This window comes from uncultured Campylobacter sp. (assembly GCF_905371695.1).
Lineage (GTDB): Bacteria > Campylobacterota > Campylobacteria > Campylobacterales > Campylobacteraceae > Campylobacter_A.
In genome coordinates, this window is record NZ_CAJPMA010000012.1 from 13,554 (window position 1) to 28,918 (window position 15,365).

A 15,365-nucleotide genomic window follows, 5' to 3' on the forward strand; every position below is an offset into this window, starting at 1 on the left:
AAGGTGTAAGTAAATGAGCGCCCTTCAAATCGACGGACACAACGTGATTCTTTGCGTTAGAAGCGAGTTTTTAACCTTAAAGAAGGCTATCGTACGATACGAGCACAATGTTAGAGAGGTTAAGCACGCCTCTAAGATCGGATATCTTAGAGGCAACAGTCGAAACAATAGATACATAGTGCTTAGCGAATATAATGATAACGGTAATATGCGAGAGATACCTAGTAGAGACAAGGAATTTAATGATAAAAAATACATAAAAAAACTCTTGCTGGAATATCACGAAAAAATGAGGGCCGACTACGAGGTTCAATCAAAAACATATAAAAACGGCAAGGTGGTAAAGAATCGATGGCGAGAAAATATGGTCGGGTTTTCCGAAGTGATCATAAGTTTCGGCACCGAGCGTCCAAAAGACCCCAAAGAAGGACTAAATCAAACCGAAGTAAATTTTATAAACGCTCAGGTCTCACTTGATAGAGTAAGAAGATTTGCAAATATTTATTGTGCTAAATACAAAGTAAAATGTCTATTAATTAGCGAACACAATGATGAAAAGACTAAGCACTATCAACTAATATTTACAAACTATCAGTTTGAAAACCATAAAAACCTTAGGTTTAACGGCAAAGGCGAGACGTTAAAATTTGGCAGAAGTATGCAAGAAATGGGAGGGGCGGCGTTTGAAGGTATGGCAATGCGGGGCAAGATCGGCACTAAGGCAAGACATAAGAATTTAAAACAAATGCACAAAGATGAAAAAGAGTTTAATAATGAGCAAGAGTTTAAAAACAAAATTAGACAATCGATAGTCGATAGAGCAAGGAAGTATATAAAAAAGAAAGAGTCTATGTTTGGCAAAGATTATTTGAGATTAGAAATCGAGGACGATAAGGATTTTATAACGAGTCTTACGAATTTGGTTTTAGATCAAATGAAGGACAATATAAACATAGTTACTGATAGCGAATTAAAACAAACGGTCGAGGAACTAACCAATCAGCTTTTAAACAAAGGTGAAGTAATGGCAAAAAATAATCAACTAGAACAATCTAACGAAGAGTTAATCCAAGAAAACGAAAAATTAAAAGAAGCAAACGCAAATCTAAATAATCAAGATGAAATTATAAAAGATAGAAATTTGCAAATAAGCGACCTCTCTGCTGAGCTAATCCAAAAAGATAACGAAAACCTTAAACTGCAAAATCAAATAAAAAGCTTTGAAGCAGATAAAGAAAAAATAGAAGAATTAAAGCAAAAAGCAAGTCAAAGCGACATACTAAAAAGCGAGCTTGAAAAAGTCAATCAAGACCTAGAATATAAAGAAAAAACAAATCAACATTTAAAGCAAAGAAACGGATATTTAGAAGCATCCAAAATAAACGAAGAAACCTTAAAAAAAGATAACGATAATAAACAACTACAAATAGCTAAACTGCAAACTTCTATAAATAGCAAAGATCGAAGAATATCCGAGCTGGAAGGAGAAGTAAAAGTTAAAGACGAAACGATAGGAAATTTACAGGATAAGTTAACTATATTGGAAAACTTTAAAATGAAGGTTATTAATTTTATCTCAAAAATAAACAATCTAATACCGAATTTTAGCAAGCTATTGGATGACGAACCAAGTGAAATAAAGGATGAGATAAAAAGTAAAATAGCCGGCAAAGATAGTATAGGGATAGGCTTTTAGTTGGATTGGTTTTTGATTTCGAATATAAAGTTACCAAAATTTTTAGTCAGCATATTTAATAAGCTTCTTTTTTGCCAACATATACCAAGTTATATAATGTGCGAGCTGGTTACACCAAATCGGAGCGTATGCCTAGATCTTTTTTGTACTTTGGTGATGCGGCCGAATTTTGTCAAAAGTTATTAAAATATAAAAATTTATCCCTCAAACGTCAAAATATTCTTGATAACGTCTATCCATTTAAATATAATCTAACTAAAAAATTAAAGGATAAATTTGCTTTACAGGTCGCTAACTGTGCTTAGCCTTTGCATCGCGCAGTTTATTTGCATCGGATTTTTCGGCGAGGGGCTCGTTAGCATCCTGCGTCAAGACGGTTTTAGTTTAGAGCGCGTCGGCGCGCTTAGAGGGCTTGGACTTTTCGCGGTTTTGGCTTTTTTGTGGTCGCCGTTTATCGACGCTATCGCGCTAAAAATAGGCGGTTACAAAAAGATTATCCTAGCCTTTCAGTGCCTTACTTTGGCGATTTTATATGCGGTTTCGCTTCTAAATCCGCACGACGATTTACCTGCCATAATCGCTTTAGCGGTGCTTTTGGCTTTTATCTCGGCCACCTGGACGATGACGTCGAACGCATTTTTTATCAAAATTTCAAGCAGCTCAAATTTAAGCTTCACAAACGCCCTCAAGCTTAGCGGCGGATTGATAGGACACGTATCCGGTAACGGCCTAACGCTCGTAATCTACGCAAAATTCGGCTGGAGCGAGGCGAATTTATTCTTGACGTCTTTGATAGCGGTTTCCTTGCTTAGCCTTACTTTCTTTAAAGAGCCTGAGCGCGTAAACGCCGGCGAGGGGCTGGATTTTAGGGCGATGTTTGGCTTTTTTAAGGGCAAAAAGGCTTGGCTTAGCGTGCTTTTCGTACAATCTATCGGTATCTGCGCGGCGTTTGGACTGCTTAGTCCGATGCTTGTAGATATCGGCTGGAAGCTGGAAGATATCGGCGAGGTCTTGCACATATACGGCACGATATTTGGCTTCGCTGGTGCGCTCACGGCGGGCTTTGCGGTAAAAAAGCTAGGCGCCAAAAGAGCCTTTTTATACGCCGTAGCGATGCAGACGCTAGGCATCCTAGCCATCTGGTTACCTATCGGCGGCTGGACGGACCACGCGTCGGTACTTTTTGCTTCGAGCACGGCGTATGCGGTATATATGGCGCAAGCGACGATAATCTCCACGATGATGATGCAACGTGCCTCGGGACGGCGACCCGCTAGCGAATACGCCGTGCAAAGCAGCCTAAATATGACATTTCAGATATTTTCGTTTTATCTCGGAACGCTTTTGGCGGGGACGTTGAGTTACGGAGCGGTCGTGCTGGGCGCGGCGGCGTTTTGCGTTTTGAGCCTAGTTTATTTTATAAAGATTTATAAATTTATCTAGCGGATTACGATTTTGCGGGATTTAAGTCGCCGTCTAGTACAAAAAACTGCGTAAATTTTATTCCGCAGAATTTTGCAAATCGCTTTGCAGATTTAGCCCGCGTCGGCAATGCGGATTAAATGCACCCGAACGCAAGACCGAATTTAAGTCTCGGGCGCAAACAAGGCGATAAATTTAATCCCGCTTGCAACGAGAGAAAAACCGCAAAACGAGCTTATTTGGCTCGTAAAATTTACGCAAAAGCCAAATTTACAACCGCTCTTTGATGATCTTTAAAAAATCCAAAAGCGCCTTTGCGCTATGATGAGGAGTATCCTGGGCGGCGATTAGTTCGCAGTTCGGTAGCATCCTCGACACTTGCGAAGCGACGGCAAAAGGTACTTCCTCGTCGGCCCTGGAGTGATACATAAGCACGCTTTGTGAGACGTCTTTTAGCTCAAATCCCCACGGTCTGGCTTGAAGCCAAAGGTCAAAGCCGATGCCGTTAAGCTGCGCTTTTATCGCTTCTTTTAGCGCACCCTTAGCCTGCGAGCCGTATTTTTCCCACGCCGTTTGCGCCGTATTTTCAGGCGTATTGTGCGATGCAAAATCATAAATTTCCTTTATGTGCGCATAGTCGGCATAGTCGGCCAAAAGCTCGGGCGGGGCGTTAAATCCGCTTAGTATAAACACCTTTTTCGCCTCTTTGCAAGCTACAGCCGTAGCGTAGGCGTAAGCCGCGCCCACCGACTCGCCCAGCACGCTAAATTCGCCCAAATTTAACGCCGAGAAAAACTCTTTTAGGCGCAGGGCGAATTTAAAAAAACTATCATCCGCGCTAAAAAGCGAGCTGTTAAAATGCCCGCTTCTATATATCAAAATAAGCCTTATTTGATTTTTATCGCAGAAATTTATCAAGGTATTTTGCGGAAAAATCATTAGCGGATGATGATAAACCAAAACATCTTTAAAATCGCTACCAAAGTCGTCGTAGCTTAGATTTTCGCCGCTTTTAAATTTAAAATTTTTCATCTTTTTCCTTAAAATTTATATTCAAATTTTACGCCGATCTCGCGAGGGTCGGACAGGTAGTGCATCGTGGCGTATTTTACGTCGTGATCTTTGTCGAAAAGATTATTAGCGTAAATATAAACGTTGATATTTTTGTGATTAAAGCCTACTTTTGCATCGACGGTCGCGTAGCCCGCGTTTTCTACGACATTGGCCTTATCGGTATAAAATTTGCTCTGTCCTCGCAAAAATGCCGCCGCGTAAAATCCGCTTGGAGCCTCGTACGAAAGCCCTGCGCCATAAGTTAGCCTTGGCGCATAATAGACGTATTTGCTGCTATAATCGCCCTGTGCGTCTTTGTAGTCTTTAAAGACGCTTTTTGCGTAGCCCAAATTTGCGCTAAGCTTTAATCCGTCCGCCAAAAGCACGGCGCCGTCTAGTTCAAAGCCTTGGGAGCGCGCCTTGCTGGCGTTCTCTGCCACCGTGATATTAGGCGCTACGATGACGCTTACTACTTGCTTGTTTTTGATATCGGCGCGAAAAACGGCGGCGCCTAGCTCAAACCGCTCCCAAGCCCCTTTTACGCCGACTTCATAGCTAGTCATCGTTTCTTTATCGTACCATTTTTTAGACGTAGGCGAGGCGGCCCAAAAGCCGCCCGGTTTATAGCCCTTCGATACGCTCGCATACGCCGTAACCTCGTCGTTTATAGCGTATTTTAGTCCGATCTTGGGTGATAGCGCGCTATACGAATCGCTTAAATTTTCGCCGTTCATACGGTTTTGAAATTTGACCCTATCTTTGTCGAATCTAGCTCCCAAAATAACCGAAAAATCAAGCGGCAGATAAATTTCATTATGCGTAAAAACGCCGTAGTTTTTACTTCTGGTTTTGTTATTTTGCAGCGAGCGAATACCGCCGAACATCACGCTGTTTACGCTACTTCGCACGTCTCTTTGCGTAGCGCCTGCCGCAGCGCCTAGGACGAATTTGCCATACGCGTTATCGGCGCTAAATCTAAACTCCTGCGTAAAATCCTTTCTGTCCTCTTTGTAATACACGTCCAACAAGGACGCGGGGCGATGATCGCCGTCGTAGCTGCTGTCGTTTTTATAATCCCTGAAAGTCGTAAGCGAAGTAAGCGCATAGTCGCCCGATTTATATTCTGCCTTTAGCGATGCTTCGTAGTTTTTGGCGTTTTCCTCGCCCTCCATGCCGTTGGCGTAGCGCGTTCTATTGGCTGCGCTAGGCAAATTCGATCTTTGCGCGCCGTTAGCTATCCTATAATAGTTTTGAATAAGATCCACCGTAAGCTCGTCCGTAGGTAAAAATCTAAAGTAAATTTTGCCGTAAAGAGCGTCTTTGTAGTCGTCGCTTTTGTTTAAATTTTCGTTATACATAAAGCCGTTTTTCTTTTCGCTAAAACCGGTAAAACTGGCCAGAAATTTATCCTTTATTATCGCTCCGCCTACGTTAAAACTAATACCACGAAGGCTATCCTCGCCAAGCTTTAGTCCGATCTTTGCTTGCGGTTCGTTGGTAGGAGCTTTGGAGACCGCATTTATCACGCCTGCGTAGGCGTTTTTGCCGTAAAGCGCGCTTTGAGGCCCTTTTAGGATCTCGATACGCTCGATATCCTCCAAAAATACGTAGTTGCCGTAAGTGCCAAGATAACTCACGCCGTCCAGATAAAACCCGACGTTTGGGCTATCAAATGCGTAATCGCTCGTAACGCCGCGCATGATAAAAAGCGAAATACCTCCGCCTTGCAAAAACGATAAATTTGACGATGCGCTTCTAAGCCCGTTTAGATCCTTTGCTTCTCTAAGCCGCAACTCTTTTTCGTCCAGCATGCTTACCGCGGCCGCCACCTCGCTAGCGTTCTCATCGATCTTTTGAGCTGTTACGCTGACCTCATCCAGCCTCACGGCGGGGGTTGCTATCGCTAGCGCCGCAACCGCGCTTAAAAGCAAAATTTCTCTCATTTTAGACTCCTTTTATAAATTCTTTAATTTAAGGATAGTATAATATTTTTGAAATCTATTATCAACCCGAAATTTATAAATGACGGATTTATTTTTATATTTAAAGGAAAAATTTGCGCACGGTATCCGCAGACGTTTTTATGGATAAATTTAATAGTAGCGAGGACGGAGTTTTGGCTGGTATTGGCGTCAAAATCCGCGCCAAAAATATCGCGCTAAGCAATGAAATAGCCTTCGGCGCGATAAAAATGGACGTCAAAGACGATACCAAAATTGTCGGCGATTTTCACGCTTTACGGGGTTGCTTTATAAATTTCACCCTACAAGGAGGCATCAGCCTAAGCTCGGCGAATGGCAAAATCGAATACAAAAGCGGACTATCCACGATCAGCTCGGTCGATTTACCAAGCTCGGATCAAGAGATTTACGGCGGCGCGCACGCGGGAATAAATTTATTCCTAGAAAACTCGTTTATGAGCGCAAATTTCGGCGATCTTATCGAGCTTGGCGCAAACAAACTCGTCTCGCAAAACGACACCTGCGCCGTAAATAAAATTTTATTAAACCAAATTTTATCGCTAAACGCCGACGAGCCGCTTGAAAGAATGCTTTTAGAAAGTAAAATTTTAGAGCTTATTTATAACGAATTCAGCCGCCTAAAATGCCCAAATAAGCATGTTATACTAGACGAAGCGGACAAAAACGCGCTACAAAAAGCCAGGCAAATTTTAAGCATGGATATCAAAAATCCGCCGTCTATAAAAGAGCTCTCAAAACAGGTGCGGCTGAACGAATTTAAGCTTAAAGTCGGCTTTAAAAGTTTGTTTGGGCAAACTCCTTACGAATTTTTGCGCGAAGAGCGAATGAAGCGAGCACTGGCAATGCTGCAAGGCTCGGAGCTAAATATCGCTGAAATTTCGGCTGCGACGGGCTTTAAAAATCAAAGCCACTTCAGCAAGCTTTTTTGCGATTATTACGGCACGGCACCCAAAAATTTGATGAAAAATAGAAAATATTATTATTAATTTTACGAGATTTGCCCGTAAATTTGCCGTGAACGGCTCTCAAAATCCTGTTAAGATAATATTTCTAGTGGAATTAGAACAAATTTGATATGACAACATATAAAATAAAATATGCTCAAACTAGCAGTGCTTACCAAAGCGTATATTATACGCCTATGCTTGCAAATCGGAAGCATTTATAAGCTTTTAACCCTAATTTGTTAAAAGTTTTCCTATTAAAAAACTTAGACCTTTTAACGACGAAAAATCATTTTAGAGAGATAAAGTTTCGTCTAAGTTTTCATATTTTTCTTTTGCTCGGTCAAAGAAAAATATCGGCCGTCTGCCAAGACCTTACAGCAAACTCATTTGAGTTTGCTAAGTAAGTATTAACATATTACCTATGTAGGGGTTGTTTTTATTAAATTAAAGCAAATTGGAGTTTATAGAAAAATTTACTTTTATTTTTCTGTTTTGTATTTTGGCATAAATTTAGATATTAAAAAATAATTGCCTCTAACAATGTCTTTAAATTATTCGCTTACATGCTTTACGATATCTTTTAGCACTAGCGGTATTACGTCGCCGTGTCCTTGCCCTTCGTAGATTTTAAATTCGTATTTTACGCCCGACTTTTTTAGAATTTCAGCTAAATCGGCCGCTTTTAGTATATTTTCTTTGTCTGTTTTGCCCGCCCTTTTTTCTAATTCTCCTACGCTAAGTCTTATAAAACTCGCCTTTAATCTAATTTTTAGTTTGCCGTCGTTGCCTAAGGCCTCCTTTAGAATTTTTGAATCTCCCCACCAAAGAGACGGAGAGGCTATAAAAAACTCATCAAATATACCGTCGTTTTGTAGAAGCGAATAAACTAAAAATAGTCCGCCAAAAGAGTGGCCGTAAAATATTTTTTCGCTATTTTTTATATCGTATTCTTTGTCCACAAACGGCACTAGCCTCTCTTTTATAAATTTATAAAATTTGTCCGCATTGCCGCCTTGCTCGTATTCGTCGCCTTGGGCTAACGGCGTTAAGTCCTTTGTTCGCCTTGCGGTATCGTAAGCTAGCGGCGTATCGTATCCGACGCCTATGATAAGCGGTACATTGTCGTTTGAAGTAAAATCTTTAAATAAATTAAGCAATACGGAAAATTGCGCATTCGCATCGAGCATAAAAATCGTTTTTGGATAAACGTTGCGGTTTTTCGGGATGGCTTGAAAAATTTTATATGTTTCCCCGCCCGCGTTTTCTAGTATGGAGTATTTTACATCAAAAAGCCGATAAACGCTTTCATCTATCGGCTCTATGTATTGAGTAGGCTTTGCGCTGGCTACACCAATCATAATCAAAGCTCCCAAAAATAATTTAACAATCCTTACCACTTCGCGCTTACCTTAAACCAAAATCTCCTGCCCTCTTCAGGATACCAGTAGTAGTTGCCGTCATCGGCCATTCCCTCGTCGTAGCGGATATTATCAAAGATATTATAAGCGGTCAAATTTAGGCTTAAATTTTTATTTACTTCCCAGCTAGCACCCAAATCGACGGTAAAAAGCTTTTTGTCGTTTTCGCTTACTTTATTGCCGGGACCGAATTTGACGCTGGTTAGCTCGCTCTCGTAGTTTGCCCCGGCAAAGGTGCTAACGCTTGCGATAGGCTTATACGTAAGCGTCAAATTTGCCGCGTGCTCGGGCGTTGCGGTCAGAGATTTGCCGTCTAGTCGGCTAAGATTGGTCTGACTAAATTTGACCGGGCCGTTTGGGGTGTTGATCGTCGGGTCGCCGGTTTTGATTTTGGAGTTGTTGTATGTGTAGTTGCCGCGCAAATTTAGATTTTTTAGTATGTCGTAGTCTGCGCTAAGCTCGATGCCCCAGACGTCTGCACCGTCGATGTTAAAGTAAGTTCCCCAGCCCGGGCAGTTTACGTGCGGAGCCGTAGTGCACGAGCCAAATGCCGGAATACGGTTTATGCTGCTGCCGTCGGTATCTAGGATTTTATCTTTAAACTCGTTTCTAAATAGAGTAACCGAACCTCTAAAATCCTCGCCGCTATCGTAGTAAGCGCCGATTTCATAAGTTAAGCTCTTTTCGGGTTTTAGGTCTGCGTTACCGAAGTCTACTATCCTCCAGCCGCCTTGTATGGTGCCTACTTCCGGCGAGATTTGATTGACGTCGGGCGTCTTATATCCTGTCGCTACGCCGCCTTTTAGCGTCCAGTTGTCGCTTAGATTATAAACTAGATACGCACGCGGCGAGAGATGATCGTCGAAAAATTCGTTATGCGTGAAGCGACCGCCCAGCGTCAAATAAAGCTTGTCGTCTAAAATTTCCCACTCGTCTTCTAAAAATGCCGCATGCTCTTTCATGGAGTAGGCTTTCGGGTTTCGCAGCACGCTTCTACTTGAATTTGATACGATAAATGTGGTTTTAACCGTCTGCTTACTGAAATCATAGCCGAAAGTTAGCGTATGCGAATCCAGGAAGGTGCTAAATTTGGAGTTAAAGCTGTGGTTTTTGACGTCGGCCGGCGTTAAGCTATCAAAGAGGCTCGTTCGCTTCGTCTGATCGTAAATGTAGCTCACGTCGGCATTTAAATTTTCAAAATTTCCCAGGTATCCTACTCCGTAGCTATCTTTTTTGTAGTCGTAGCTATTTAGCAGCCTGTTTGTCCTTACGGTTGCCGTCTTGCCGACGGTCCTAGAGTATTCGTGGCGTTCTTGGGAGGCTAGGAGATAAAATTTATTGTATTCGTCGGGCGTGATCCATAGTTTGGCGCTAAAGTTTTTCTTATCGCTTTCTTGATAGCCGCCCGGATAGCTATCCTCGTCGCGTAATTTTTTGTAGCCCCAGAGCTGAAGACCGAGGTATTTGTTAAGAAGCGGGAAGTTAAGATAAAAGTCCGCTTGGCGCTGCGAGCCGATGCCGCTATGAGCCTGCGCGATACCGGATATACTCACGGAGCCGCTAAATTTATCGAAATTTTTCTTCGTGATGATGTTTATGACACCGCCCACCGCATCGCTACCGTAAAGCGAGCTCATCGGTCCTCTGATGATCTCGATACGTTCTATCGCCTCAACCGGCGGGATAAAATTTGAGTTCATATCGCCGGCGCCGCCTTTTGGATTGGCCGCGCTTGAATTTACTCTTTTGCCGTCTATGAGAACTAGCGTTTGCGAACCTTCCATGCCGCGGATCGAGATACCGCTGGCGGGCCCGTCCTCGCCGCCTATAACGCTAACTCCCGGAGCTTTTGAGGCGATGCTATGCAACGAGGTAAAGCTGTCTTTTTTAAGATCTTCTCCTTTTATAACGGTAATGCTAGCCGGCGCATTTTTAATACTTTGCGAAAAACCGCTAGCCGTGACTACGACCTCTTCTAAATTTATATTATCTACTGCTTGTAAATTTATTGCGCATACTAGAGAGATAATAGGTACAAAAACTTTATTCTTTGAAATAATCATATAAAATCCTTTAGAATACTTAATATTGATTTAAGTTATCAATCTTTATTCGCGAATGATAACTAATATGGAATAAAATTAATATTAATTATCGTACATAGATAGAATTTGCTGCCAAAGGCGAGATGGCCAATTTAATAAGATGGGTTTGAGGCAATTTCTAAAGCTTATAAGGTATGTTAAATTTTGAATTTTATCCATCCCGCATTCAAAGCGAAGTCATTGACACTAAGTTTTTAGCTTTTGGAGCGCGATGGATGAAGCGGTTTTAAAATCAGTAAAAACGATAGGATAACCTATCGTTTTTACGTTTTAATTAAAAATTGTAGTGGAAATTCACCATAAACGATCTCTCGTCGCCTAGCCTTGAGCTTGAGCGCCAGTATTTTTTATCAAAGAGATTGTTTATCGCTAGCGTCATTTGCGCATGCTCGGTGAAGCTATATCCAGCACTCACGTCCACTCTGGCAAAGCCAGGCAAGTGTTGTTCTTGGATTCTACCGCCGTTAGTAGAGTAAAAGTAGCGTTTGGAGTAGCCGGTAACGCCGCTTTCTACGTACCATTTGTCGGCATTTACGTAGCGTAAAAAGACGTTGCCTTGCCAGCGCGTGGTTTCATTTAGATTAAGCCCTTCGTTTAGCGGGTTTGAGTTGTCTTTGGTAACCTTAGCGTTCGTGTAGCCAAGCGAGCTACGCAGGTATAAATTTTCATAAATTTGCCCTAGCACGTTTAGCTCGATACCGCGGCTACGCTCCTTGCCGCGAACTGCCCAAGTATATGGATCGTTTGTAGGATCGGGTTGATAGCGGATGTTTTTATGTTCGATCTGAAACACCGCGATATTTGAGCTAAATTTATTATCCGCCCAAGTGCTTTTTAGTCCGATTTCGTATTGGACGTTGTTTTGCGGTTTTAGATCCAGTCTTGACGTATCTTCGGTGCTGATGCCGATGTTGCCTCTACCGCCGTAGGGCGCAAAGCTCTGCGAATACGAGATATAAGCGGTGTGATCGGTCGCGAAGTCCCATAAAAAGCCGACCCTCGGGCTAAACGAGTCGCCGGTGTAGCTGTTTGTTTGGCCTCTTATGTTTCTGGTTTTAAATTTATAAAAATCAAACCTGCCGCCTAGCATCAATCTATACGTGTCGTCAAGGCTGATTAGATCCTCGAAAAACACGCCGTGATTGATCGCACGGTGTTTGTTGTCGGTCGTAAACGGGACGTTTCTGTTTGACGCCCAGCTACCCCTAGATGCGTATGGGTCGATATCTTGCATATGAGTTCTGCTATACCAGAGCCTTGGATGGCGAGTTTCGACGCTGTTATCGTAGCCGACTGCGATGTTGTGCTTAAATCTCTCGAAATTTAGCTCCTTAGTAAGCGTAAAGGCGTTTGAAAACATTTTAAAGATATTGTTAAGAGATACAATCTAACTCACTATTTTACTTATCCAAGATATCCCAAGATGAATGCGCATAACGAAAGATTTAATAAAACCATACAAGATATGTTCGTATCTTATAACGAAGATCTGCTATTTACCGATCTAAATGAATTTAATCGGAAAATGGCTAAATGGCTCATTGATTATAATACTATTTTAACTCATACTTCGCTAGGGTATAAGATCCAGTGGAGTATGAGGACAAAAAGTGCCGCATGTTGTGGATGCGGACATTTATTTGCGGTTTTTTTTAAAAAAACATGTTAAAATTAGAAACGGCTTAAATTTTTGCTACATAAATTTTTAAATTTGCTACAAACTTTAAGCTATATTTTATGAAAGGAAATTGCGATATAAAATCGTAGAAAACCCGTATTTTAGAGCTATTTGGTGTCACGGGGGAGACTTGAACTCCCGACCTCCGGCTTATGAGGAATTTTAAATTTGCTTCTTAAAATCCCGAAACTACGGCACTTTAAGTGATTTTTATTTCATACGTATATAAAACTGTTCCACTTTTGTCCACCGGTGACAGATATGGCACATCACTTAAGAGAGCGAAACGGCATATATTACTACAGAGCCGTGCTTACTCCTAGCATCAGAAAGTTTTTTAACGAAAAACGGGAAATTTGCTTTTCTACCTCCACGAATCTCTTGGAAAAAGCTAAAAAACGGCTAAGATTCTAGATAACAATCTTTACCTTATAAAAAGGGCGGTTTATATGAATCTTAATGATAGCATAGTTCAGTCTTTCGTAAATTCGTTTATGAGGATAAAGCTTAGCAAGAGCATTAAAGAGCATTCGCTTCTTAATAAAAAGCTGGACGTAGATTTCTTAAATGCTCTAAACGCTTATTTTAAACAAAATTTGATCGACGGTGAGTTTCCCGATATACTCGTTAAAGACGTAAATAATATAGCCGGCGTCTTGGATGATAAAGATAAACAAGCCACCGGACAAACCCTTTTAGAGAAAAACATATTAACCCTTAACTACCTTATTTCTAAGCTTGAAAAAAGCAGTCTACTGTTTGACGATAAGCAGGAGCAAAAGTTCCTTGACGATGAAGACCTGGACGATTCTAACGGTAGTCTGGATAAACCAGATACGGTCTTTATAAACAAGCAAGCCGTAGCCTCAGCGTTTGACGCAAAGAGTATCGATTCGTTTCGGGATAATATAAAAGAACTGGAAGATAAAGGATGCTTGCCGATGACGGACGGGCAGTTTGAAGCTATGGCGCAAAGATTAAGCGATACTGTATGCGCTATATTAGATAAAAAATACGGCTCTACCTCGAATTTGGAATTAGTTAAAGTAAACGACGGCAATAGAAGTATAGAAGATATCGTAAAAAATCCTTATCCTCGTAAAAGCATAAAGGTAAAAATAGACGACAAGAATAGCTTCGGCATGATTGATCCTGGAGCTGAAATTACCGAAGAGTATGAGATTAGGCAAGCACCCCAAGCCCCTTCTTTAAGCGGCTTTAATCAGAACTTAACCGCAAATTTAGAAAATCAAAAAACTTTAAAAGAGGCGTTTGAAATCTTTGAGGCCAATACCTCAAAGCTTGATAAATGGTCGCAAGATACCGGGAGACTGGTGGCTAGCGTAAGAAAACTCCTATTTTTATATTTTAGCGAAAAAACCCCGGTAGCTAATATTACTAGGGATAATTTGTTGGAATTTAAGGATTTACTATATAAAGTTCCTGCCAAACTAGCTCAAAAGAGTAAGTACAAAGATAAAAATTTATCTCAGATACTTAAAATAGGAGAAAGCGACGATAAGCTCTCCGAAGTTACTATCCAAAAATACATGATAAGGGTTATTCAGTTTTTTAACTACTGCTTTGATAGTGGATATATAAATAAAAGCATAACCGCAAAAACAAACATCAAGCTAGATATAGACCCTAGCGATAGAGCCGTGCTACCGTACGACGCAACCGAAGCTAAAAAGATATTTGACATAGTATCTAATATAAAGCAAAGCGGTAAATCGCCTAGCTCTAGGATAGAGGCCGATGAGCTTTACTATATTACTATGATAGCCGCTTATAGCGGTATGAGGATAAAAGAGATTACTCAGCTTCATAAAAAAGATATGGTTTTAAAAGACGGGATTTATTGTTTTAGCATCAACACCGATGACGGAAAAACTACTAAAACCAAAAATAGTATTAGGTTTGTGCCTATTCATAGTAAATTAATAGAATTAGGACTACTTGATTATGTTAATGGTAAAAGGAGTGGAAATATCTTTAAAGTTACGAACAAGGATTTCTCTGAAATTTTTAGAAATCAGATCCAAAGAAAACTAATAACCAAAGACTCTAAAAAGACGTTTTATTCGTTTAGGCACTATTTTATAAATTATTTGGTACAAAAAGAGATAGCAAACGATACCATCGCCCAAATAGTAGGTCACGAAAAACAGTATAAAATTTTGCTAAACACCTACGCTACGCCGATTAACGTTAATGCGTTAAAAGCAAAGGTTGAGATGGTTAAATATGAGGAGGGCGGGATGCTTGAGGATTAATTTAAAGAGTCGTCTCGGCATGAATAGATAATAGATAAATTTAGAGAGTATCCTGGCTATTTACAAGATAGACATTGCAAGATTGCTTTTATATTCTATTTAGTATTATTTTAGGTATAAAATAATAGATAATGCCATTTATCGTTTAAAGCCTGTCAAATGCCCTATAGAGTCTTTTTAGAACTTCGCCACAGCCTAATCAAATTCTAGCACATATCCCCTTAACCCTAGTAACAACCTATACTAAAATAACTTTTGAGCCCATACTCTTGTCCTGCGGTATAGGCCTGAATATAAAATCCCTTACTTGAAGCTACGATCAAACAAAATCCTTTTAGTTTATTTTAAGCGACTAGCTAAAAAACACAAAACCGTTTTTAAAACGTATGAGTTCTAGCTTGCAAAGCCGTAAAACGTGTTTTTTGGCTATCTTTTGCTTTAAATTGATATGCCTAGAGATCTGCTTTAAGGTGCGTGGGCGTGATAAAAATGCCAAAATTTTATCACTTTTGACCACGGCTTTGTAAGATGCTATACCCAAAAAATCCATCTTTGTTTCATTGTCAAATATGGCATAAGCACTTTTTTTTGACATCATGGCAATAGAACAATCATCGCTTGTGGCCATTGCCACAACACTCTCAAAGCTCTGCTTTAAGCCCATTTCTATCTCTTTTGGGGCTACGTACCTTAATGCGCTTGTTATGCCAAAAAGTGCGGCGGCTAGACGTTTCTCTTTTTTGTGATAAAGCGAATGCTCTGCTCCGTCAGAGAGCAACAAAAAGCCG

11 protein-coding genes and 1 pseudogene are annotated in these 15,365 nt (G+C 40.8%); 6 read left to right on the forward strand and 6 right to left on the reverse strand.

From position 1 onward, the window contains the following. The first annotated feature begins 13 nt into the window (after positions 1–13). Both QZ147_RS02075 and QZ147_RS02080 read left to right on the forward strand, forming a co-directional pair. Complete coding sequence (locus QZ147_RS02075; protein ID WP_295146544.1) at positions 14–1,696, forward strand: hypothetical protein; 1,683 nt, start codon at positions 14–16, stop codon at positions 1,694–1,696. A gap of 276 nt (positions 1,697–1,972) precedes the next feature. Beyond that, positions 1,973–3,139 (forward strand): MFS transporter, encoded by a 1,167-nt coding sequence (locus QZ147_RS02080; protein ID WP_295146545.1) that lies wholly within the window; start codon positions 1,973–1,975, stop codon positions 3,137–3,139. Between the two features lie 249 nt (positions 3,140–3,388). Here the strand turns inward: QZ147_RS02080 and QZ147_RS02085 are convergent, their stop codons facing one another. Together QZ147_RS02085 and QZ147_RS02090 are read right to left on the reverse strand one after the other, a co-directional pair. After that, positions 3,389–4,150 (reverse strand): hypothetical protein, encoded by a 762-nt coding sequence (locus tag QZ147_RS02085; protein WP_295146547.1) that lies wholly within the window; start codon positions 4,148–4,150, stop codon positions 3,389–3,391. Between the two features lie 8 nt (positions 4,151–4,158). Continuing rightward, positions 4,159–6,114: a TonB-dependent receptor gene (locus QZ147_RS02090; RefSeq protein WP_295146548.1), complete on the reverse strand. Its 1,956-nt coding sequence runs from the start codon at positions 6,112–6,114 to the stop codon at positions 4,159–4,161. Positions 6,115–6,227: 113 nt separating this feature from the next. Between QZ147_RS02090 and QZ147_RS02095 the strand changes: the two genes are divergently transcribed. Beyond that, a complete protein-coding gene (locus QZ147_RS02095) occupies positions 6,228–7,139 on the forward strand; it encodes an AraC family transcriptional regulator (RefSeq protein ID WP_295146549.1) in 912 nt (303 codons plus the stop codon). Between the two features lie 512 nt (positions 7,140–7,651). On the opposite strand, the gene QZ147_RS02100 is transcribed toward QZ147_RS02095, so the two are convergent. The 3 genes from QZ147_RS02100 to QZ147_RS02110 all read right to left on the reverse strand — a co-directional run bounded on the left by QZ147_RS02100 (position 7,652) and on the right by QZ147_RS02110 (position 11,983). Then, positions 7,652–8,458 (reverse strand): alpha/beta hydrolase-fold protein, encoded by an 807-nt coding sequence (locus QZ147_RS02100; RefSeq protein WP_295146551.1) that lies wholly within the window; start codon positions 8,456–8,458, stop codon positions 7,652–7,654. Between the two features lie 32 nt (positions 8,459–8,490). Further along, positions 8,491–10,581, reverse strand: coding sequence for a TonB-dependent receptor (locus tag QZ147_RS02105; protein ID WP_295146553.1), 2,091 nt, complete (start codon positions 10,579–10,581; stop codon positions 8,491–8,493). 316 nt (positions 10,582–10,897) lie between these two features. Further along, the gene (locus QZ147_RS02110; RefSeq protein ID WP_295146554.1) at positions 10,898–11,983 is read right to left on the reverse strand and encodes a TonB-dependent receptor; all 1,086 of its coding nucleotides are present in this window, start codon (positions 11,981–11,983) and stop codon (positions 10,898–10,900) included. Positions 11,984–11,992: 9 nt separating this feature from the next. Here QZ147_RS02110 and QZ147_RS08990 point away from each other — a divergent pair, with 9 nt between their 5' ends. From QZ147_RS08990 to QZ147_RS02120, 3 genes are all read left to right on the forward strand, one after another. Then, a complete protein-coding gene (locus QZ147_RS08990; RefSeq protein WP_366508761.1) occupies positions 11,993–12,292 on the forward strand; it encodes an integrase core domain-containing protein in 300 nt (99 codons plus the stop codon). A 270-nt stretch (positions 12,293–12,562) separates the two neighbouring features. Next, positions 12,563–12,715, forward strand: coding sequence for a hypothetical protein (locus QZ147_RS02115; RefSeq protein ID WP_295146555.1), 153 nt, complete (start codon positions 12,563–12,565; stop codon positions 12,713–12,715). A 35-nt stretch (positions 12,716–12,750) separates the two neighbouring features. Further along, the gene (locus tag QZ147_RS02120; protein ID WP_295146556.1) at positions 12,751–14,577 is read left to right on the forward strand and encodes a site-specific integrase; all 1,827 of its coding nucleotides are present in this window, start codon (positions 12,751–12,753) and stop codon (positions 14,575–14,577) included. A gap of 352 nt (positions 14,578–14,929) precedes the next feature. Here QZ147_RS02120 and QZ147_RS02125 read toward each other — a convergent pair. Then, positions 14,930–15,365: pseudogene (locus QZ147_RS02125) on the reverse strand (hypothetical protein); the annotation flags it as partial.

Bases quoted from the DNA above. Each gene is read 5' to 3' on its own strand.
- QZ147_RS02075 (WP_295146544.1), top strand. From the start codon at position 14: ATGAGCGCCCTTCAAATCGACGGACACAACGTGATTCTTTGCGTTAGA.
- QZ147_RS02090 (WP_295146548.1), bottom strand. From the start codon at position 6,114: ATGAGAGAAATTTTGCTTTTAAGCGCGGTTGCGGCGCTAGCGATAGCA.
- QZ147_RS02120 (WP_295146556.1), top strand. From the start codon at position 12,751: ATGAATCTTAATGATAGCATAGTTCAGTCTTTCGTAAATTCGTTTATG.
- QZ147_RS02110 (WP_295146554.1), bottom strand. From the start codon at position 11,983: ATGTTTTCAAACGCCTTTACGCTTACTAAGGAGCTAAATTTCGAGAGA.
- QZ147_RS02115 (WP_295146555.1), top strand. From the start codon at position 12,563: ATGGCACATCACTTAAGAGAGCGAAACGGCATATATTACTACAGAGCC.
- QZ147_RS02105 (WP_295146553.1), bottom strand. From the start codon at position 10,581: ATGATTATTTCAAAGAATAAAGTTTTTGTACCTATTATCTCTCTAGTA.
- QZ147_RS02085 (WP_295146547.1), bottom strand. From the start codon at position 4,150: ATGAAAAATTTTAAATTTAAAAGCGGCGAAAATCTAAGCTACGACGAC.
- QZ147_RS02100 (WP_295146551.1), bottom strand. From the start codon at position 8,458: ATGATTGGTGTAGCCAGCGCAAAGCCTACTCAATACATAGAGCCGATA.